This is a genomic window from Pseudomonas sp. A125 (assembly GCF_055409485.1).
This window is the reverse complement of record NZ_JBUZVP010000015.1, coordinates 118,188-136,946: the sequence shown is the minus strand read 5'-3', so window position 1 is coordinate 136,946 and position 18,759 is coordinate 118,188. Positions and strand designations below refer to the sequence as shown.

Annotated in this window: 13 protein-coding genes; 5 read left to right on the top strand and 8 right to left on the bottom strand. The window is 58.4% G+C overall.

Annotation, left to right across the window (positions count from 1 at the left end):
* The first annotated feature begins 91 nt into the window (after nt 1–91).
* Nucleotides 92–364, top strand: coding sequence for a DUF1652 domain-containing protein (locus ACZRN6_RS20765; RefSeq protein ID WP_322145063.1), 273 nt, complete (start codon nt 92–94; stop codon nt 362–364).
* Between the two features lie 130 nt (nt 365–494).
* Here the strand turns inward: ACZRN6_RS20765 and ACZRN6_RS20760 are convergent, their stop codons facing one another.
* The gene (locus ACZRN6_RS20760; protein WP_464008732.1) at nt 495–2,963 is read right to left on the bottom strand and encodes a UvrD-helicase domain-containing protein; all 2,469 of its coding nucleotides are present in this window, start codon (nt 2,961–2,963) and stop codon (nt 495–497) included.
* Between the two features lie 218 nt (nt 2,964–3,181).
* On the opposite strand from ACZRN6_RS20760, the gene ACZRN6_RS20755 reads away from it, so the two are divergent.
* On the top strand, nt 3,182–3,877 hold the full coding sequence (locus ACZRN6_RS20755; protein ID WP_464008731.1) for a pirin family protein: 696 nt from the start codon (nt 3,182–3,184) through the stop codon (nt 3,875–3,877).
* Nucleotides 3,878–4,004: 127 nt separating this feature from the next.
* Here ACZRN6_RS20755 and pgm read toward each other — a convergent pair whose 3' ends face one another.
* The 4 genes from pgm to ACZRN6_RS20735 all read right to left on the bottom strand — a co-directional run bounded on the left by pgm (nt 4,005) and on the right by ACZRN6_RS20735 (nt 10,280).
* On the bottom strand, nt 4,005–5,651 hold the full coding sequence (pgm, locus tag ACZRN6_RS20750) for a phosphoglucomutase (alpha-D-glucose-1,6-bisphosphate-dependent) (RefSeq protein ID WP_322145060.1): 1,647 nt from the start codon (nt 5,649–5,651) through the stop codon (nt 4,005–4,007).
* Between the two features lie 101 nt (nt 5,652–5,752).
* On the bottom strand, nt 5,753–7,165 hold the full coding sequence (locus ACZRN6_RS20745; RefSeq protein ID WP_464008730.1) for an aminotransferase-like domain-containing protein: 1,413 nt from the start codon (nt 7,163–7,165) through the stop codon (nt 5,753–5,755).
* 24 nt (nt 7,166–7,189) lie between these two features.
* A complete protein-coding gene (locus tag ACZRN6_RS20740) occupies nt 7,190–8,608 on the bottom strand; it encodes a hypothetical protein (RefSeq protein ID WP_464008729.1) in 1,419 nt (472 codons plus the stop codon).
* A gap of 649 nt (nt 8,609–9,257) precedes the next feature.
* Nucleotides 9,258–10,280, bottom strand: coding sequence for a zinc-dependent alcohol dehydrogenase family protein (locus ACZRN6_RS20735; RefSeq protein WP_322145057.1), 1,023 nt, complete (start codon nt 10,278–10,280; stop codon nt 9,258–9,260).
* 248 nt (nt 10,281–10,528) lie between these two features.
* Between ACZRN6_RS20735 and ACZRN6_RS20730 the strand changes: the two genes are divergently transcribed.
* Nucleotides 10,529–11,443 (top strand): LysR family transcriptional regulator, encoded by a 915-nt coding sequence (locus ACZRN6_RS20730; protein WP_003217142.1) that lies wholly within the window; start codon nt 10,529–10,531, stop codon nt 11,441–11,443.
* Between the two features lie 153 nt (nt 11,444–11,596).
* A complete protein-coding gene (locus tag ACZRN6_RS20725) occupies nt 11,597–12,865 on the top strand; it encodes a tyrosine-type recombinase/integrase (RefSeq protein ID WP_464008728.1) in 1,269 nt (422 codons plus the stop codon).
* Between the two features lie 846 nt (nt 12,866–13,711).
* Here ACZRN6_RS20725 and ACZRN6_RS20720 read toward each other — a convergent pair.
* The 3 genes from ACZRN6_RS20720 to ACZRN6_RS20710 form a co-directional block, all read right to left on the bottom strand.
* Nucleotides 13,712–15,487, bottom strand: a complete 1,776-nt coding sequence (locus ACZRN6_RS20720) for an acyl-CoA dehydrogenase C-terminal domain-containing protein (RefSeq protein ID WP_464008727.1) — start codon at nt 15,485–15,487, stop codon at nt 13,712–13,714.
* A 194-nt stretch (nt 15,488–15,681) separates the two neighbouring features.
* Nucleotides 15,682–16,623, bottom strand: a complete 942-nt coding sequence (locus ACZRN6_RS20715) for an electron transfer flavoprotein subunit alpha/FixB family protein (protein ID WP_464008726.1) — start codon at nt 16,621–16,623, stop codon at nt 15,682–15,684.
* Between the two features lies 1 nt (nt 16,624).
* On the bottom strand, nt 16,625–17,374 hold the full coding sequence (locus tag ACZRN6_RS20710; protein ID WP_464008725.1) for an electron transfer flavoprotein subunit beta/FixA family protein: 750 nt from the start codon (nt 17,372–17,374) through the stop codon (nt 16,625–16,627).
* A gap of 231 nt (nt 17,375–17,605) precedes the next feature.
* On the opposite strand from ACZRN6_RS20710, the gene ACZRN6_RS20705 reads away from it, so the two are divergent.
* The gene (locus tag ACZRN6_RS20705; RefSeq protein WP_464008724.1) at nt 17,606–18,748 is read left to right on the top strand and encodes a CaiB/BaiF CoA transferase family protein; all 1,143 of its coding nucleotides are present in this window, start codon (nt 17,606–17,608) and stop codon (nt 18,746–18,748) included.
* Nucleotides 18,749–18,759 lie beyond the last annotated feature (11 nt).

Below are 18,759 nucleotides of genomic sequence, written 5' to 3'. Positions count from 1 at the left end.
CCGATGGGAACGAATGCTATTTTTAGAGCTCAAGACGGCCAGGACCAGTGACGGTCATGGCGCCCCTGCAGCGAGCTAAAGGAAGCGCTCAATGAACAAGGTGGGCAACATGAACAAAGTAACGTTCCCCAACGCCTGCCAGCTGATGCGCTGGCATTTTCATCCCATGGGCTTTGAGGCGAGCATGGATGCTCCCGGCAGTATGATCGCGCGCCTGTTCGACCGTGCCAGCGGAGAAACCCTGATTGCGATTGCTGGCATTCCCTGCTCCACAGTGATGAACGCCGCCGACGTAGAGCGGATCATCGAAGCCGTAGAGGACGAATTGGAGTCGTTTGTGCCGCCGCTGTCGCTAAGGGCTTGATCGGGCGGCGCAGGTATCTTGTGGCGAGGGAGCTTGCTCCCGCTGGGTTGCGTAGCAGCCCCAAAATCCTGGGAGCGCTGCGCACTCCAGCGGGAGCAAGCTCCCTCGCCACAGGATTCAACGTCACCCCTTATGATTTGCTGATGCGCTGATCATCAAAAAACGGCTTGTCCCCGGCAACTCGATCCGACGCCTTCGGCACATTCAACCCTTGGCCATCCTGGCTTTCGACATACCAATAGCAATGGCTCACTGCGCGGGTAATCCCCACATAGGCCAGGCGCAGTACTTCGTCTTTTTGCGCACTGTCGTAGGCTTCGGTATCGCCGTCCTTGCCCAGGCCCGCCATGCGGTAGACCTGATTCTTGTACGGCGAACTGGTCAGGTGCTGGCAATCTCCCAGCAGGAATACCGCATCCGCCTGCAAACCCTTGGCGCTGTGATAGGTCAGTTGCTTGAGCCGACGGCTGCCATACGGCAAGTTAGAATCCACATTAACTACCGACTGAATATGCTCCTGTATCAATAGCTTATCGTTACTTTTTCGATACAGCATCAAGATCGAATCACCCTTTTGATAGTGTGCCAGCAGTTGCTGGCCCAGGGCAGCGTCATCCCGATCACGCACGGTAACCGGCACCAACGCCTTGGGTGTGCCGCTCGCCTTGGCTTTCTTGCCGCTGATGGCCGGTGCAGCCCGCACGATATGTTCGGCGGCATCGATAACGTGCTGATGGCTGCGGTAGTTCTCGCCCAGCATCACCCGTGTGGTGGTGGGTGACGGGAACTCCTTGCCGAACTCCATGAAATACTTGGGAGAACTGCCCCGCCAGCCATAGATCGACTGCCAATCGTCCCCCACGCACAACAGCGACGAGCGCTGGGCGCCACGGCCCACGTGCATGGCGGGGCCGCGGCTGCGAATCTCGCGCAGGCTGGCACGCAGCCACGAAACGATCTGCGGCGAGACGTCCTGGAATTCGTCGATCATCAGATGCGACATGGGGCGCAACAGCCCGTCGTTGAGCAGCTTGAGGTTTTCCGGAGTGTTTTCGCCAAACAGTGAAAACATCCGGTTGTAGGTCATCACGGGTGGCGACTGGTCCAGCAGGTGGTCTTCCAGGGCTCTCCAGAAAATACTCAGCGCTTCGAAATAAAACCGGTCCGGGTCGTCCTTGGCGAAACTCATCTTGCCCACGGCAGTGGGCACATCCAGCCCGAGGTTCTCGATGAACCCCGCGGCGGCGACAAAGCTGTCCAGCAGCGGTGCCGAACCCAGCTCGCCCTTGACCTTGTAATCGAAGCCCGGGCCCGCGGTGGCATCGCCGGCCAAGCTGCTCAAAACACGTTTGGATGAGTCATAACTTTCTAGCCATATCAGCGGTTTACGGCAGAAAGCTTGAAACAAGGTGCGTTTTACTGCCCACTCAGCGCGCACCGACAACTTGGCGCCGGGCCGGCTGACCTGGGCGTTTTCCCGAGGGTCGAAGCCCAGTACGACCCAGGCATCGAGCTCGGCAATGTAGCCATGGCAATGAAACTGCGCGCCATTGATATCGAAGGTCTGGCGGTTGGGCTCGATGCCCTTGATCGGCCAGGCGCCGGCGCGAAACCACAGGTCTTCGATCACATCGCAAAGTTCTTCATCACGCTTGGCGGCCAATTCAGTCACCGCCACGCGCTTCTGCACGTCTGGATGGTCGCGCTCCAGCTCCTTGAGTTGCAGTGCATGGCGCGCCAACGGGGCAATCAGCTCGCGAAAGCGCGCGTGACGACGATGCAACTGGTGATAGCAGGCATTCAATTGCTGACGCTGGGCGTCGTTAATCCGCAGCTCGAAGGGATTGCTGTCGGCTTCATCAAAGCCGGCCTCGGTGCGGGTGTTGAGGTTCTCGAACGCCTGCAGGCGCTCAAGCCCCGGCAGGCTGCGCACCATTGGCAAAATGCGTGAATGAAAGGTACGCACCACGGCCTGGGCTTCTTTCATGCCAAGGGGTTGGCCCCACAAGGCGAGAATTTCCATGAGTTTTTTGATGAAGTCCTTGCGCGACTCGCGGGTGAAGGTCACCACAGTCATCGAACTGAGTTCAAAGCCCAGGTAATGGGTCAGCAGCAGGATACGCAGCACCAGCGAGGTGGATTTGCCGGCGCCGGCGCCGGCGATCACCGAGGTGGAGGGTGTGTCGCTGAAGATCATCTTCCATTGCGCGGCACTCGGTTGGGCATGCGCCGGCAGCAGGCGCGCCACGTCGGCCTTGATGCGCTTTTTCAACTCGGCGGTCAGCGGCAGGCGCCAGTCATCGAACAGGCTGTCATCAACGCCCGGTGCCGTGTGTTCATCCGGGCGGAAGTCGCGAATCAGCAGGACCTGGCGGCCTTCTTCGATGCCGTCTGCCTTGCCTTCCTGATAGCCATACTCCACACCGGCGGTGTGGCCACTGCGAAATCCGTCGGCCTGGCCGTGCAGCCAGGAGAAACGGTGCTGGGCGCGCAGCCGCGTCAGGCCGTGGCCAAACAATCGGGCAGCAAGCCGTTTCAACAGAGGCATTTCGGCCAGCGGCCGCAGTTCGGGAGGCAGATCGGGGGTGTGTTGCGGCACGCGGACTCCTGCGATGCTTTAACTCGGACAAGAGCCCTATGTTCGCCGCAAATGCCCCACAGTTCCAGCCAATTGCTTTGCGCTCATGCAGTTAGGCGATGAAGTGAAGATAACCCCTGAGCATAGGCATCGAATTATTCGATAGGAATCCGGCAGTTTTTACGCTTTTTATCGATCTAGCGCTATTGGATCATGGCTCCCATCCACAGGAGACGATCATGCTTGAACTTCGACCTTTCAATACGCTGGGCGGCGCCAATCACGGTTGGCTGGACGCACACCACCACTTTTCCTTCGCCGAATACCACGACCCCAAGCGCATGCACTGGGGCAACCTGCGGGTATGGAACGACGACCTCATCGCACCGGGCACCGGCTTCCCGCAACACCCGCACCGGGACATGGAAATCATCACCTATGTGCGCGAAGGCGCCATCAGCCATGCCGACAACTTGGGCAACAAGGGCCGTACCGAGGCTGGCGACGTGCAAGTGATGAGCGCCGGCACCGGGATCGCCCACAGTGAATACAACCTGGAAGCCACGCCCACCAAGATTTTCCAGATCTGGATTATTCCCAACGAAGCCGGTTTGCCACCATCGTGGGGTGCCAAGCCATTTCCCAAGGGCGACCGCGAAGGGTTTGTAACCCTGGCCAGTGGCAAGGCTGGAGACAGCGAAAGCCTGCGCATTCGTGCCGATGCACGTTTGGTGGCGGCCAACCTGAAAGCCGGTGAAAGTGCCGAGTATCGGCTGGACAGCGGGCGCCGCGCCTACCTGGTGCCCGCCACCGGGGTGATTGAAGTCAATGGCTTGCGTGCACAAGCTCGGGACGGCGTGGCGGTTGAGGATGAACAGCTGTTGCGGGTGACGGCGATTGAAGACAGCGAGATCGTGTTGGTCGACCTCGCCTGACCGAGGTTGAATGTGGCGAGGGAGCTTGCTCCCGCTGGGGTGCGAAGCGCCCCCAAAAACGGGACGGCTACGCAGTCCAGCGGGAGCAAGTCCCCTCGCCACAGGTCAATCAGTCACAGGTTGGGTATCAGTTAGCCGAGATCGCCCCGTCCACCAACACCTGCGCTTCTTCCACCAGTTGCTTGAGGTGATCCTCACCGATAAAACTCTCGGCGTAGATCTTGTAGATGTCTTCGGTACCCGATGGCCGCGCGGCGAACCAGCCGTTTTCGGTCATGACTTTCAGCCCGCCGATTGCCTGGTCGTTACCCGGTGCATGGCTGAGGATCTGCTGAATGCTTTCCCCGGCCAACTGCGTGGACGTCACCTGGTCCGGCGACAGCTTGCCCAGCAGGGCTTTCTGCGCCGGCGTGGCCTTGGCATCCACACGAATGGCGAACGGCTCACCCAACGCATCCGTCAGCCCACGGTAGATCTGGCTCGGGTCCTGGCCTTTGCGCGAGGTCATCTCCGCCGCCAGCAGCGCCGGGATCAAGCCATCCTTGTCAGTGCTCCAGACGCTGCCGTCCTTGCGCAGGAACGAGGCACCGGCGCTTTCTTCGCCGCCAAACCCCAGTGAGCCTTCGAACAGGCCGTCGGCAAACCACTTGAAGCCCACTGGCACTTCGTACAGGCGACGGCCAATACGTTTGGCCACTCGGTCAATCAAGCCGCTGCTGACCACGGTTTTGCCCACCGCAGCATCGGCGCGCCATTGCGGGCGGTTTTGGAACAGGTAATCGATAGACACTGCAAGGTAGTTGTTCGGCGCCAGCAAGCCACCGGATGGCGTCACGATGCCGTGGCGGTCGTGGTCCGGGTCGCAGGCGAACGCCACGTCGTAGCGGTCCTTGAGGCCGATCAAGCCCTGCATGGCGTAGCTGGAGGATGGGTCCATGCGGATCTGGCCGTCCCAGTCGACGCTCATGAAGCGGAAGGTGGCGTCGACTTGCGTGTTCACCACGTCAAGGTTAAGGCGATGGTGTTCGGCGATGGCCGACCAGTAGCGCACCCCTGCTCCGCCCAGCGGGTCGACGCCCAGGCGCAAGCCGGCGTTGCGGATGGCATCAAAATCGATGACGTTGACCAGATCGGCCACGTAGGTGTTGAGGTAGTCGTGGCGATGAGTGGTGTCGGCCTTGAGCGCCTGGGCGTGAGTAATGCGCTTGACCCCGGCCAGCTTGTTGGCCAGCAGTTCGTTGGCCTTGGCTTCGATCCACTTGGTGACGTGGGTATCGGCCGGGCCGCCATTAGGCGGGTTGTACTTGTAGCCGCCGCTTTGTGGCGGGTTGTGGGACGGCGTGATAACGATGCCGTCGGCCAGGCCACTGGTGCGACCACGGTTGTAGCAAATAATGGCGTGGGAAATCGCCGGTGTCGGGGTGTACTCATCGCCTTCGGCCAACATCACGTGCACGCCATTGGCCGCCAGCACTTCCAGGGCGCTGGCGCCGGCTGGGGTAGACAGTGCGTGGGTGTCCAGGCCGACAAACAAAGGGCCGTTGATGCCCTGGGCTTCACGGTAGAGGCAAATTGCCTGGCTGATGGCGAGCACGTGCCATTCATTGAAGCTCAGGTCGAACGAACTGCCACGATGCCCGGAGGTACCAAAGGCGACGCGCTGGGTGGAGATCGCTGCATCAGGTTGGCCGGTGTAATAGGCCGTTACCAGTCGCGGGATGTCTACCAGCAGTTGAGCTGGTGCCGGCTTGCCCGCAAAAGGACTGAGAGTCATGCATAAACCTCTGAAAGAGTAAGGATTCGGAAAAAGAATGCAGTTTACTGAGAGTTGGACTGCTCCGCGACGTTATAAATCCTACAACAATCAGCGAAATTTCATTCAGTACCGGTCTGTGCCTGCCTCAACGCCAGGGCCAGTTCAACCAAGGCATTCTCCAGGTGATGGGGACCCTCAACGGTGTGGCTCAGTCGCAGATGCTGGCAATGCAGGCCGCTGATGCTGAACAACTCTCCTGGCGCTATCACCACCTGCCGGGCGAGCAGGCGCTGGAACACCTGGCGCATGTCCACCGGCGCGGTTGAGCGTAACCAGAAGGTAGCGCCAGCAACCGGCATTCGGTAACTCACTTGTTGCCCCAGGTGCTCATCCAGGTACCGGCCCATTACCCGGGCCTGTTCTTTGAGCCTGGGTCGCAACTCCCGCAGATGCTGGTCGACTCTGCCGCTTTGGTAGAGCCGCGCAATCGCCCGCTGGCGAATGGATGACAACCGGAATGCGCGCAGCAAAAATTGGCGTTGCAGCTCACCGCTGAAGTGGCGCGACAGCAAATAGCCAAACGGCGCTTCAGGCCCGAGCGCTTTCTCGAAGGTGGAAAACACCATCAGCCGTTCAGGGTTGGCCAGGTCCCGCAACGCCGTGATGGGCTGCTCGAAGGCCAGGTCGCCATGGCTGTCATTTTCTAACAACCAACAACCATGCTGGTTCAGCAACCGAACCAACTCAGTGCGGTCATGGTTGGGCAGGACGATGCCTGACGGCAGGCTGACGCTGGAGGACAGCAACGCCAGTTGAACCGGCTCTGTACCGAGTAATTGCTCCAGCGCCGCCAGGTCCAGGCCATCCTGCGCGGTGAAAGGCAATTCAACAATCTTCACCCCCGCGCCCTGCAACAATCGCAGAATCAGCCAGTCGCAGGGTGACTCCACGATGATTGCGGCGCCTTTGAGCCCAAGCACCTCGATCAGAATTTCCAGCACCCCACGCAGATCGGCGCCGATATAAACCTCATCCGCCTGCCAGCAGCGGGTCGGCGACGAGGTGTAGCGCGCCGCGAGCGCCGCGCGCAATTCCCAGACGCCGCACGGCTGCGACCATGGCTGCAGGTGACTTGGGTAGTGCCGCAAAAGTTCGCGCTCGAGCAGCAACAGTGCCCCGTCCAGAGACGCCCCAAGTGCTGGCTCATCGGCACTGAGTACCAACATCCCCGGGCGCCGTGCACTGGCGTAGAGGCGCTCCAGCAGGTCGCCCCCGCTGCTGCCTGGCGGTTTGTTCAACACCGGCCAGGCGTAGTAGCCTGACTTGGCCACCGAATACACCCGGCCTTCCTTCTCCAGCAGCGAGTAGGCGTATTGAATGGTCGAGATCGAGACGTTCAGGCGCTCCGATAACTGCCGCAGTGACGGCAATTTTACCCGGGCATCGGTACCCACCTCGTTGATGAGGTTGATCATGTAGCGATACACCGCCTGGTAGGCAAACTCCGTTTGCCGGTCATCCTTGCGCCTCATCGCGGGTCACCCGCTACCACCCCGTTAACGCCCGGCCAATTGGCGGGTTGCCATGGCGGCGGTAGCGTGCTGCGGCGGTGCCATGCACGGCACCGCTGCGGCAGGTCGCTTGCGGTAGAGGTGTTGCAGCAGGTGAAGCGGTAACCCACTGATGTCGATGGCCCATTGCACGAGCATCTCGGCCACCGGCTTGCCTTGCAGTGCCTTGTGCAGCTCCGCAAGTGCCACCAGCATGCCGGGGTGGCATTCGCGCAAAAAGCTTTCGAGGCGCTCGCCGTGGCCGATAAACGGCGAAAACATCAGGCAATTCAATTGATTGTCATCCAGGCCAAACATTGCCTGGGCGTAGCCGGCCGACAACGCGCGGCCATCCGGGGTCGCTGCCTGGGCTATCAGATGTTCGGGAATCTGCTTGTGCCGCATGAACAGCGCGGCCTGCTGCATAAAGCCCTGTGCGCCCTCCTCGTAGTCCAGTTCCCGCATGCACTCGGCTTGCAAGCCTCGTAGATGGGCCATCAGCAAAGGGTTCGCGCAACTCGCGTGGCTGAAATGAAAGCCAAACTCGTCCGGTTGATAGGCCATAAACTGCCGCAACAGCGAACCCCCCGGGTAGTCGACCTCCTCCATCAAGTCGGCAACGCTGACATAGGCCAGGTGGCGGGGGGCATCTGTGTCGCACGTGTCGACTTTTTCGTAGTGCTCGCCATACAGGTCGCCGTAATACGCGTTACTCCATTCGTCCATACGTGCGAACAGGCCGTTGAGCACCAGGGGCTCTTGCTCCGGGAGCGTTGCACCGGCCAACAGTGCGGCCCTTTTCAACCACGCCAGGTATTCGCGTTGCTTGCGAGCAGAATCACCGCTGACCAATGCATGCACGCCGCCATTGCACGTGGTGACGCGCTGGTAAAAGTCGCCGAGGGCCAGGTAGGCGTCGTTGCACAGGGTTTGACGAAGATCACCCGAGGTCTGGTGCCCCACCATCAGCACATTGCGCCGACTGTTATCGCGCGCGGTTGCCGATGCCGGACGCAGGTGGTTGAACGGCAACACTTCGCGGTTCTCCACCATCAGTAGTTCGACACGCGGGTCGTCATGCAAAAACAACGCGCTATAGCCGCGATGCAGCGTGTCCAGCGCGGTTTGCGTCATGCCGGCATGGCGCAAGGTGGCCACGCGCAACTGGAACGTGCCCGGCGCCCGGCCCGCAAGCGTCAACTGGGCTGCGCGCAACAACGTCAAGACATAGCTGCTGCCAGCACCCGCACCATGCGCCAACAGCACTTTATATTCACCGATCCGCTCCATGCCGCCTGCTGCTACCACAATGCGTTGAATCAATAACTGAAGCGAGGTGCGTTCTGTTCGAGAGAAATGCCCAACCAAGCGTTGTAATACTTGTTGATAGACATAGTTCATGGCTTGTTCGTGAATAGCGCTCATAGTTCTACTACCTGAGTTGAAATATCAGTTTCGGGCAACCGTTAACGGCAGTTGCCTGACCTGTTGTTTCTGAGGGGCGTTACAACATGTGACATTCAATGGAGATTAGCACCGGGCCCGGTTTGCGAGCGGGCGCTTCGAGGCTTCCAGCCTGCAAGCGCGCCACCCAACCGGGGTGCGCAGTCAAAAAGGGCGGTCTTAGGAATGGTCCGACAAGCTCCTACCCTGTTTTAACTTAAAAATTAAAGAACCATCCGACAAAACCAACTTAATTAATAGTGTTTCGCCTGAACGGGTATACCGGGCGTTATTGAACGTAACGGGTGCACGGGGCGACTTCAGATATTCAATCATTGCTCAATCCTTGAGATGAAAGTTGAGGGGCAATTATCAGCGCTTGAATAATGATTAACAGATACAGAACCTGGACTAAAACCAGTTCAGACGGCGGCGCGCCCTGAATATCGAATGCCCGGACACGACAACGCCGCGCTGGAATTCAGGGCGGCGTCCGGGGTAAACAGGTGATTTATCGGGCTGAAACCTAGAAATCCCGGTTCCAGCGATGAGCAGGTTAAATCCTGTCAAATGGCGCATTTGCCCCATGCGCCCGGGGGAAGGAATACTCGCTTGAGAATATTCCCACAGATCAAACAGCTTCTACCTGCAAGGCAACACGTTCTCGGCACGGACATTCGTCCATATAACGATGCGCTTCCACGAATTGGCTGAACGGAAACACCGTGGTTTTCAGCGGCACCAGTACTTTGTCAGCCGTCAGTTGGTTGATGTCACGCAAGGCACGCTGCAGGGCTACATGGTCCTGGATGATGCCCAGTTCCGGTTTGCCGGTGAAGTTGCCGATGCAGTGCACAAAGAACTGAATATTCTTCTGGAACGCTGCGCAGGCCGGGAATGGTGTCTGGTTGCCACCTTGCAGGCCATACAGCACCAGGCTGCCACGGGGCGCCAGTACGTCGCCCAGCAACGACATCTGCGGGCCACCCAAGCCATCGAACACCACGTCCACGCCGCGGTTGTCGGTGAACTTGTTGACTTGCATCAGCAGGTCCTGTTCTTCGGTGACGATGACCTTTTCCGCCCCGAGGGACAGCAGGTATTCGCGCTCGTCACTGGTCTTGGTCGCAGCGATCACCCGCACACCCAGGGCCTTACCCAGTTGCACAAAGGAAGGGCCGGCACAGTGGCTGGCGTCCGTCACCAGGGCGAATTGCCCGGGTTTGACCCGCGCCAGGTCCATGTACGCAAAGTAGGCAATCAGCAGCGGCGTGTAGTGCACGCTGGCTTCAATCGGGCTCAAGACGTCCGGGTAACGCGTCAGCGCCGAACGCGGCAGCACGATCTGTTCGCCGTACACCGGGTAATCATTGGGGCTCTCGGCAGGGAAGCTGGCGACCTTGTCACCCACCGCCAGGTCATCGACGCCTTCGCCCACGGCCACAACCACGCCGGCCATCTCATGGCCCAGGCCTGATGGCAGGCGGGCATGGGACGACGCAAGGTTCTGGCGCCAGAGAATGTCGTACCAGCTGATGCCAATCGCTTCGACGCGCACCTGCACTTCGCCCGGTGCGGGCTTAGCGGCTGCATGCTCTTCGCATTTGAGCACCTCGGCCGGACCAAACTTGTGAAAACGGATCGTGCGGGACATCGCAAACCTCGTCAAAGTAACCTCTATTGCCATGAACTCTATCTGGGCTTTCGGAGCAAGACCACCGGTCGCCGTTAATAGTCGACATGCCTGTCATTGATTCCGCATATACGGAAAACGTACCAAGTCACGTAGGAAAACTGAATTAGCCGGTGCAGAGTACCAGCCTTTCCCCGTAAGATTCATGCCGGCCATTGTTCTTATATGGTCGCTCCCGTCAAGTTTACTGACGCTGCCTGGGACACAAGATGAACCGTAACGACCTGCGTCGTGTCGACCTCAACCTGTTGATCGTATTCGAAACCTTGATGCATGAACGCAGTGTGACCCGTGCTGCCGAGAAATTGTTCCTGGGCCAGCCGGCCATCAGCGCGGCGTTATCACGCCTGCGTGGCCTGTTCGACGACCCACTGTTCGTGCGTACCGGGCGCAGCATGGAGCCTTCGGCCCGTGCGGTAGAGATCTTCGCCCTGCTCTCCCCGGCCCTGGACTCGATTTCCACGGCCGTCAGCCGCGCATCCGAGTTTGACCCGGCCACCAGCACCGCCGTGTTCCGCATCGGCCTGTCGGACGACGTCGAGTTCGCCCTGCTGCCGCTACTGCTCAAGCGCCTGCGCGCCGAAGCCCCCGGCATCGTACTGGTGGTGCGCCGCGTCAACTACATCCTGATGCCGGGCCTGCTGGCCTCCGGGGAAATCTCGATTGGCGTGAGCTACACCACCGACCTGCCGGCCAACGCCAAGCGCAAAGTATTGCGCCGCAGCAAACCGATGCTGCTGCGGGCCGACAGCATGCCCGGCTCCATGAGCCTGGATGACTTCTGCGCGCGGCCCCATGCACTGGTGTCGTTTGCCGGGGACTTGAGTGGGTTTCTCGATGAAGAACTGGAGAAACTGGGCCGCAAGCGTCACGTGGTGCTGGCTGTGCCGCAGTTCAACGGGTTGGGAACGTTGCTGGCGGGTACCGATATCGTCGCGACCGTGCCGGATTATGCCGCTGAGGCGCTGACGTCTGCGGGCGGCTTGCGAGCTGAAGAGCCGCCGTTGCCGGTGCGTACGTTTGAATTGCACATGGCGTGGCGTGGGTCGCAGGACAATGATCCGGGGGAGCGTTGGTTGCGGTCGCGAATTCAGATGTTCTTTGGGGACCCCGATAGCTTGTAATGGAGTTCCAGTAAATTCCATAAAACTGTTTTATAACAGGTGCTTATTGGTAATTTCAGTCCATTGCCGCCTGTCTAAATCCAATGAATTCCACGACTCATGGGGGCATAATTGGGGGCAAATTTCGGTTCCTTAAAAAGGATGCCCCCACCGATGCCCCCAGATAATGCGGTTGTTTTCAAACGAAAACTCAGCGATGCCTTGATCCGCTCGCTGACCGAACCCGGCAAACACGCCGATGGCGAAGTTCCTGGCCTCTACTTGGAGGTAAGGGCGTCGAGCAATGTCGGCAAATCCCCTTCCAAGTTCTGGCGCTTGAAGTATCGGCTGCATGGCAAGGAAAACCGCTTCTCAATCGGCGCTTACCCCGAAATCGGCCTGAAAGAAGCGCGGGACATTGCCCGCGGTGCACGCCGCGACGTGGCTAACCACACCGCTCCGCTCAAAGCTAAGACTGCCAAAATCGAGGCGCAACTCCTCAACGAGGTGCGCACCTTCGAGTATGTAGCCAAGCAATGGTTGGCATTCAAATCTGCCGAACTGGTGACTAAATCCATCTCAGGGTTTAGCGGAGCGCTGAACAACCACATCTTGCCTGCCATTGGTAAAAAACCGGTCACCGAGATCAAGCTTGAGCACATCACCACGATCATTACCGAGCTGCGCCGCCAGCGCACAATGGCGATGGCCCGGCGCGTGCGCACCATCATCCGTGCCGTCCTGGGGTTTGCTGAAGGGCGCGGCTGGGTTGAACGCAACGTAGCGCTCAGCAACATTGAGGAATTGAAGATCCGGCATGTCGTCACCAGCAATCCGGCGATCGAAAGGCCAGCCGATCTAGGCAGGTTTCTTCTGCGTCTGGATGACTGCAACGACGGCAGCGTTGCCTCCGCGATGCGCCTGCTGATTATGTTGCCGGTCCGCCCAGGCGAACTGGTGCAAATGCGCTGGGAAGATGTCGACTTGGTGGGTGCCGATTGGCGTTATGTGGTGAGCAAGACCAAGCACCTGGACAAGAGCAAACACATCGTGCCGTTGCCTGAGCAAGCCTTGGTTCTGTTACGCGAGCTACATAAAACCCGCGTGGTGGATGAAGAAGGCACAGGCTGGGTGTTCGTCTCGCCAGTCTATCTGGGACGCCCCATAAATCCGACCTCCATGCTCAAGTCCTTTCAGCGCATCTGGCCAGAGTATGACATCACAGCCCACGGCTTTCGCGCGACCTACAGAACCATTGCCCACGAGCACTTGGGTATTGATCCAATTGTGCTCGAACTGTCGTTATCCCACCGGATGCCGGGGGCGCTAGGGGCTGTATACGCGCGCGCCCAACTGCTGGTACAACGCCGGGAAGCGGCTCAACAATGGGCTGACTATTTAGATCAGTTGCGGCAAAACGCTGCGCGAATAACCACAGATTGACGATACAGCGAATACAAATCAGGAGATTGGAGCTGGAAACGAGACTCGCATCTAGCGTCCGACCCATTGAAATCTAAGGGGTTTCTTTTCTTGCCGAAGCAGGAAAAGACTCAATTCTGGACTTGTTTTTGGGGTGTTTCAAGAGCGAAAAAGGGGTAATTCTAAGCAAGGCTATTGGATTCTACCTATAGCCAATCGGCAGATTGATCGCCATGGCGGACGCTGTGTCCTGGCCGCCAGTTCACTGCTGCTGGCTCTCGGCATGCTATTGATGGGACTGGCGGACAATACTGCCACTTACTATGTCGCCTGGACGCTGATCGGTGTTGGGCGATCAGGCTGGTGTCTCAGGGAGTATGCAATAGCTGCATCCATCCTTTGATGCTTCTGCAGGGAAAACCTTCTCGACTTAGCACATGCAGCTGCCATCCTTCGGTAGAATTTTGGCAAGCCAGTGTTAAAAACGTTGATCCCTCCCAGCTCGCTACCCCATCGAGTGGCGATAAATACCACGACATATCCCATCACACGCCCTCGTCCTGTTAATGATCAAGATCTTACACGTTGTTCATTTTCAGAACTCCACTCTTGGAGATCAGGCCGAACGTATGGGAGTTGGAGTGAGTTCCAGGCGCCGCAACTACCGGAAGCATGCGCCATTGGCTGCCAGTGCTAGGTATCCATTGGACGACCTCGACAACTAGGCGGCAACTTGGGACTTTTAGCAATCAAGCCCTTCGTGGTACTCAGCGGACTCCATATATGCACCCAGTCGATGTCGCCCAGTTGGCTTCTGTCGGTCATGGCAAAAGCACAACCCTAGCGCTAGGCTAACGTCAACGGAACCTAGAACTGTGCGGATTCCAACAAGTACAGCGACAGGCTGCCTGCCTTCACTGAAGCGCTTAGTGAGTGAATGCGCGGCAGCAGGCGCGCGAAGTAGAAGCGTGCAGTGCCTAGCTTGCTGGCATAGAAGTCTTCCTGGCTCTCCTTGCCCAGCGCGGCCCGTGCCATCTGTGCCCACATGTAGGCGTAGGCGGTGTAACCGAATACATGCAGGTACTCGACCGAGGCCGCGCCGATCTCGTTGGGGTTGTTCTTGGCGCTATCAATAACCCAGGTGCTCAGCTCGTCTAGATTATCCAGCGCAGCTTTCAATGGCGTGACGAACTCGCTCAGCTCAAAGCCGGCAGCCCCGCAGAATGTCCTGATCTCGTCGGCGAAGCTCTGGTACAGCGCCCCACCACTGCCGACCACCTTGCGTCCAAGCAGATCAAGCGCTTGAATACCGTTGGTGCCTTCGTAGATCTGGGTGATGCGCACGTCGCGTACCAGTTGCTCCTGGCCCCACTCGCGAATAAAGCCGTGCCCCCCGAATACTTGTTGGCCGTGCACGGTGGTTTCCAGGCCCATGTCGGTAAGAAAGGCCTTGGCCACCGGCGTCAGCAGGGCGACCTGCGCCTCGGCGCGCCGGCGCGCCTCCACATCCTCGCTAAACTTCGCGATATCCAGTTGCAACGCCACATAGCTGGAGAAAGCACGGCCGCCCTCGTTCAGCGCTTTCATGGTCAGCAACATTCGGCGCACATCCGGGTGCACGATGATCGGGTCGGCGCTTTTGTCCTTGGACGCTGGACCGGTTGGTGCGCGGCTTTGGATACGTTCCCGAGCGTACTCGATAGCGTTCTGGTAGGAACGCTCGCCGGCTGCCAGCCCCTGGATGCCAACCCCCAGGCGCTCGTAGTTCATCATCGTGAACATCGCTGCTAATCCCTTGTTTGGCTCGCCGACCAGCCAGCCAATGGCACTGTCAAAATTCATCACGCAGGTGGCCGAGGCCTTGATACCCATCTTGTGCTCAATCGAACCGCAGGACAGGCTGTTGCGCTTTCCTAACGAGCCATCCCCGTTGATCATCACCTTGGGCACAAGAAACAACGAAATACCCCGAGAGCCGGCAGGTGCACCCGGTAGCTTGGCCAACACCAGATGGATGATGTTCTCGGTCAGGTCGTGTTCACCGCCGGTGATGAAGATTTTGGTGCCGATTACCTTGAAGGAGCCGTCCGCCTGTGGTTCGGCGCGGGTTCTAATAATGCCCAGATCAGAGCCGGCATGCGGTTCGGTCAGGCACATGGAGCCGGCCCAAATACCGGCATACAAGTTTGGCAGGTACTTTCCCTTTAGCTCTTCACTAGCATGAGCATTGATTGCCAGGCAGGCGCCGGCAGTCAGCATCGGGTATAGGCCGAAGGAGAGACTGGAGGCGTGCATCATCTCTTCAACCTGTGCAGAAATGACTTTGGGCATTCCCATACCGCCATATGCGGGATCCCCACCGACGCCGACCCAACCATCTTCGGCGTATGCCTTGTAGGCCTCAACGAAACCGGTCGGCGTGATTACTGCGCCATTGCTCCATTGGCAGCCTTCCTCATCGCCGCTGCGATTTAGCGGGGCGATTCTGGTGCCGATTAGCTTGCCGGCCTCCTGGAGAATAGCTTCGGCGGTCTGCGCGTCGACTTCTGCAAGCGAAGGCAAGGTTTGCCAGAGCTTCGGTGCATCGAAGACTTCATTCAGGACAAAACGCATGTCGCGCAGGGGCGCTTGGTAGTCAGCCATGGGAAAGACCTCGCAGGGAAGTTAGGCCGTCACGGTTTTGCGAGCCAACCGCTCGCTTTAGCAAAGAGTTTCAACTGTGCGAAACACGCAACTTGGCCATAGCTTAAAAAACGGCCCATCGAACCTGTCAATGAGCCGGATAACTCCAGAGGAATACCTCGGAGAAAAGAATGCACAGGCGGAGACAATAAAGATTAGATACTGCTACGAAGCGCCTCGGTCAAAGCGGGCACCGCCTCGAACAGATCTGCTACCAGTCCGTAATCTGCCACCTGGAAAATTGGTGCGTCCGGATCCTTATTGATCGCCACGATAACTTTTGAGTCTTTCATTCCAGCCAAGTGCTGGATTGCCCCAGACACCCCCACAGCTACATAGAGTTGAGGAGCAACTATTTTACCGGTCTGACCGACCTGGTAATCATTGGGAGCGTAGCCGGCATCCACTGCAGCCCGGCTCGCGCCCAGCGCCGCGCCGAGTTGATCAGCCAAAGGTTCGAGCAAGCGACAATAGCTTTCATTGCTACCCAAACCCCGACCACCGGATACCACCACTTTGGCAGCACTGAGCTCTGGCCGTTCGGACTTGCTTAACTCCCGCTTAATCACTCTCGACAATCCGGCATCACTGCCGACGGGTATCATTTCCACCTGCGCCGCGCCTGAAATATCTAAGGGGTCGAATGCAGTCGTACGGACGGTGATGACCTTCAAGGGGTCGGCTGAGCGAAGGGTGACCAGCACATTGCCTGCATAAGTCGGCCGAACAAAGGTGTCGACCGATTCGATGCCCACAATTTCCGAAATCTGGGCGACGTCCAACAGGGCTGCGACGCGCGGCAATGTGCTTTTGCCCAAGGAAGTGGCGGGCGCAAGGATGTGGGTATAACAGAGCGCCATTGACACGATGAGCGCCGCCAGATTCTCGGGAAGTTGAGCCTCATAGTGGGCCGCCTGGGCGACCAGGACCTTTTGTACCCCTCCAAGCCTAGCTGCAGCCGTAGCAACTGCCGAACAATCGTTCCCAGCTACAAGCACATGAATATCTCCACCAAGTTTGGCAGCTGCCGCGACCGTGTTAAGGGTAGAGGCCTTGAGAGTTGCATTGTCGTGTTCAGCAATTACCAGAATGGCCATTTCAAATCACCTTGGCTTCGTTCTTTAGCTTATCAAGCAACTGAGCCACATCAGCGACGAGGATACCCGCCTTGCGCTTAGCTGGTTCAGTCACCTTGAGTACTGTCAGACGTGGAGAAATGTCCACCCCCAGATCGGCAGACGTGAGCACCTCCAACGGCTTTTTCTTGGCTTTCATGATATTGGGAAGCGTGGCGTAGCGTGGTTCATTGAGCCGGAGATCGGTGGTGACAAGCGCTGGAAGCCTCATCTCGATGGTCTCGACACCACCGTCAACCTCACGCGTGACCGTGGCACTCCCATCGGCAATTGCGACCTTGGAAGCAAATGTGGCCTGGGGCCAGCCCAACAATGCAGCCAGCATCTGTCCGACCTGACTGGCGTCGTCATCAATGGCCTGCTTGCCGCAAATCACCAGTGACGCAGTCTCCTTGTCCACCACGGCCTTGAGCAACTTAGCCACCGCCAGGGGCTGTAAATCGCCATCGACGTCAACCAGCACGGCACGATCCGCGCCTAACGCCAGCGCAGTACGCAACGTCTCTTGAGAAAGACGGTCACCGCAAGAAACAGCAATCACCTCGCTTGCCACACCGGCTTCCTTGAGGCGTACCGCCTCTTCGACTGCGATCTCGTCGAAGGGATTGATGCTCATCTTGACGTTATCCAGATCAACGCCGGAACCGTCACTTCTGACACGCACGTTGACGCTGGCATCAACCACGCGCTTTACGGGAACAAGAATTTTCATTTTCACTCCGAGGACTATAAATCAGAGGCCCTTTGGACCGGCATCGCTGCTGCTTGTTGCCAACAAACTAACCGAAGTGACTCCCTGCCTAATCGTCGGAACGGACAAGTTTCCGCAGCGAAGCCAGTTTCGACGGCCGACAGCCGTCTCAAAAAATCGTCGCATCCGCCGATGCTGCGGTTTGGTAGCCATCATACAAAGGCAATTATCAAGTAATCGAGGCAAGCACACATGGCTGGACCCCTACACGGAATTCGCGTCATCGAGATGGCAGGACTGGGCCCTGGACCTTTTTGCGGCATGATGCTAGCGGATATGGGCGCCGAGGTTATTTGTATCGAACGCAAGCCCTCGACCACCCAAAGCGACTTCGACCGAATGAAAAGAACCGTTACCGACAGAGGACGTCGGTCCGTCGCTTTGGATATGAAACAAGACGGCGCCTCTGACTTGGTGCTACGCCTGATAGGCACTGCCGATGTCCTGATCGAGGGTTTTCGCCCCGGCGTAATGGAGCGCCTCGGGTTGGGGCCGGACATATGCCTGGCACATAACCCGCGCCTCATCTATGGGCGCATGACGGGCTGGGGCCAACACGGCCCTCTATCCCATACCGCTGGACACGACATCAACTACATCGCAATCAGCGGCGTCCTCGGCGCCATGGGTTATGCTGACCGTCCTCCCACCCCTCCCTTGCATCTAGTCGGAGATATGGGGGGCGGCGGCATGATGCTCGCATTTGGTATCGTCTGCGCACTGCTTGAAGCGAAGAACTCGGGCCAGGGACAAGTGATCGATGCCGCTATCTCAGACGGTACCGCCAGTCTTGCAAGCATGTACTACGGCATGCGTTCCAAGGAGCAATGGAGCGAGCAGCGTGTTGACAACCTTCTGGACGGAGGGGCGCCGTTCTACGGTTGTTATGAATGCTCCGATGGCCGTCATATAGCCATCGGCTCAATCGAACCGCAGTTTTATCGTCTTCTTCTCGATCTGTGCGGAGTGGATGATCCGGCGTTTGCCGATCAATGGAACAAGCGGGCCTGGTCAGAACTGCGGGAAAAACTTCGCAAAGTATTCCTTCTCCGAAGCCAGGACGAATGGCGCGCTCTGCTGGAAGGGACGGACGCCTGCTTTGCCCCCGTTCTGGACTTCGATCAGGCCTTGGAGCACCCACATCACCAAGCACGCAATACCTTCATCCACATTGACGGCATACCGCAGCCTGCACCAGCACCACGGTTCAGTCGCACCCCCGGCAACGCGGGCCATCTGCCAGAAAGTGTCGGACAGCACACACAGGAGGTTTTGCTCGAGGCAGGCTTCTCGTCGGCTGAGTTGGCTGGTTTTGCCGCCGCAAGCATCATTTAAAGCGCTCTCAA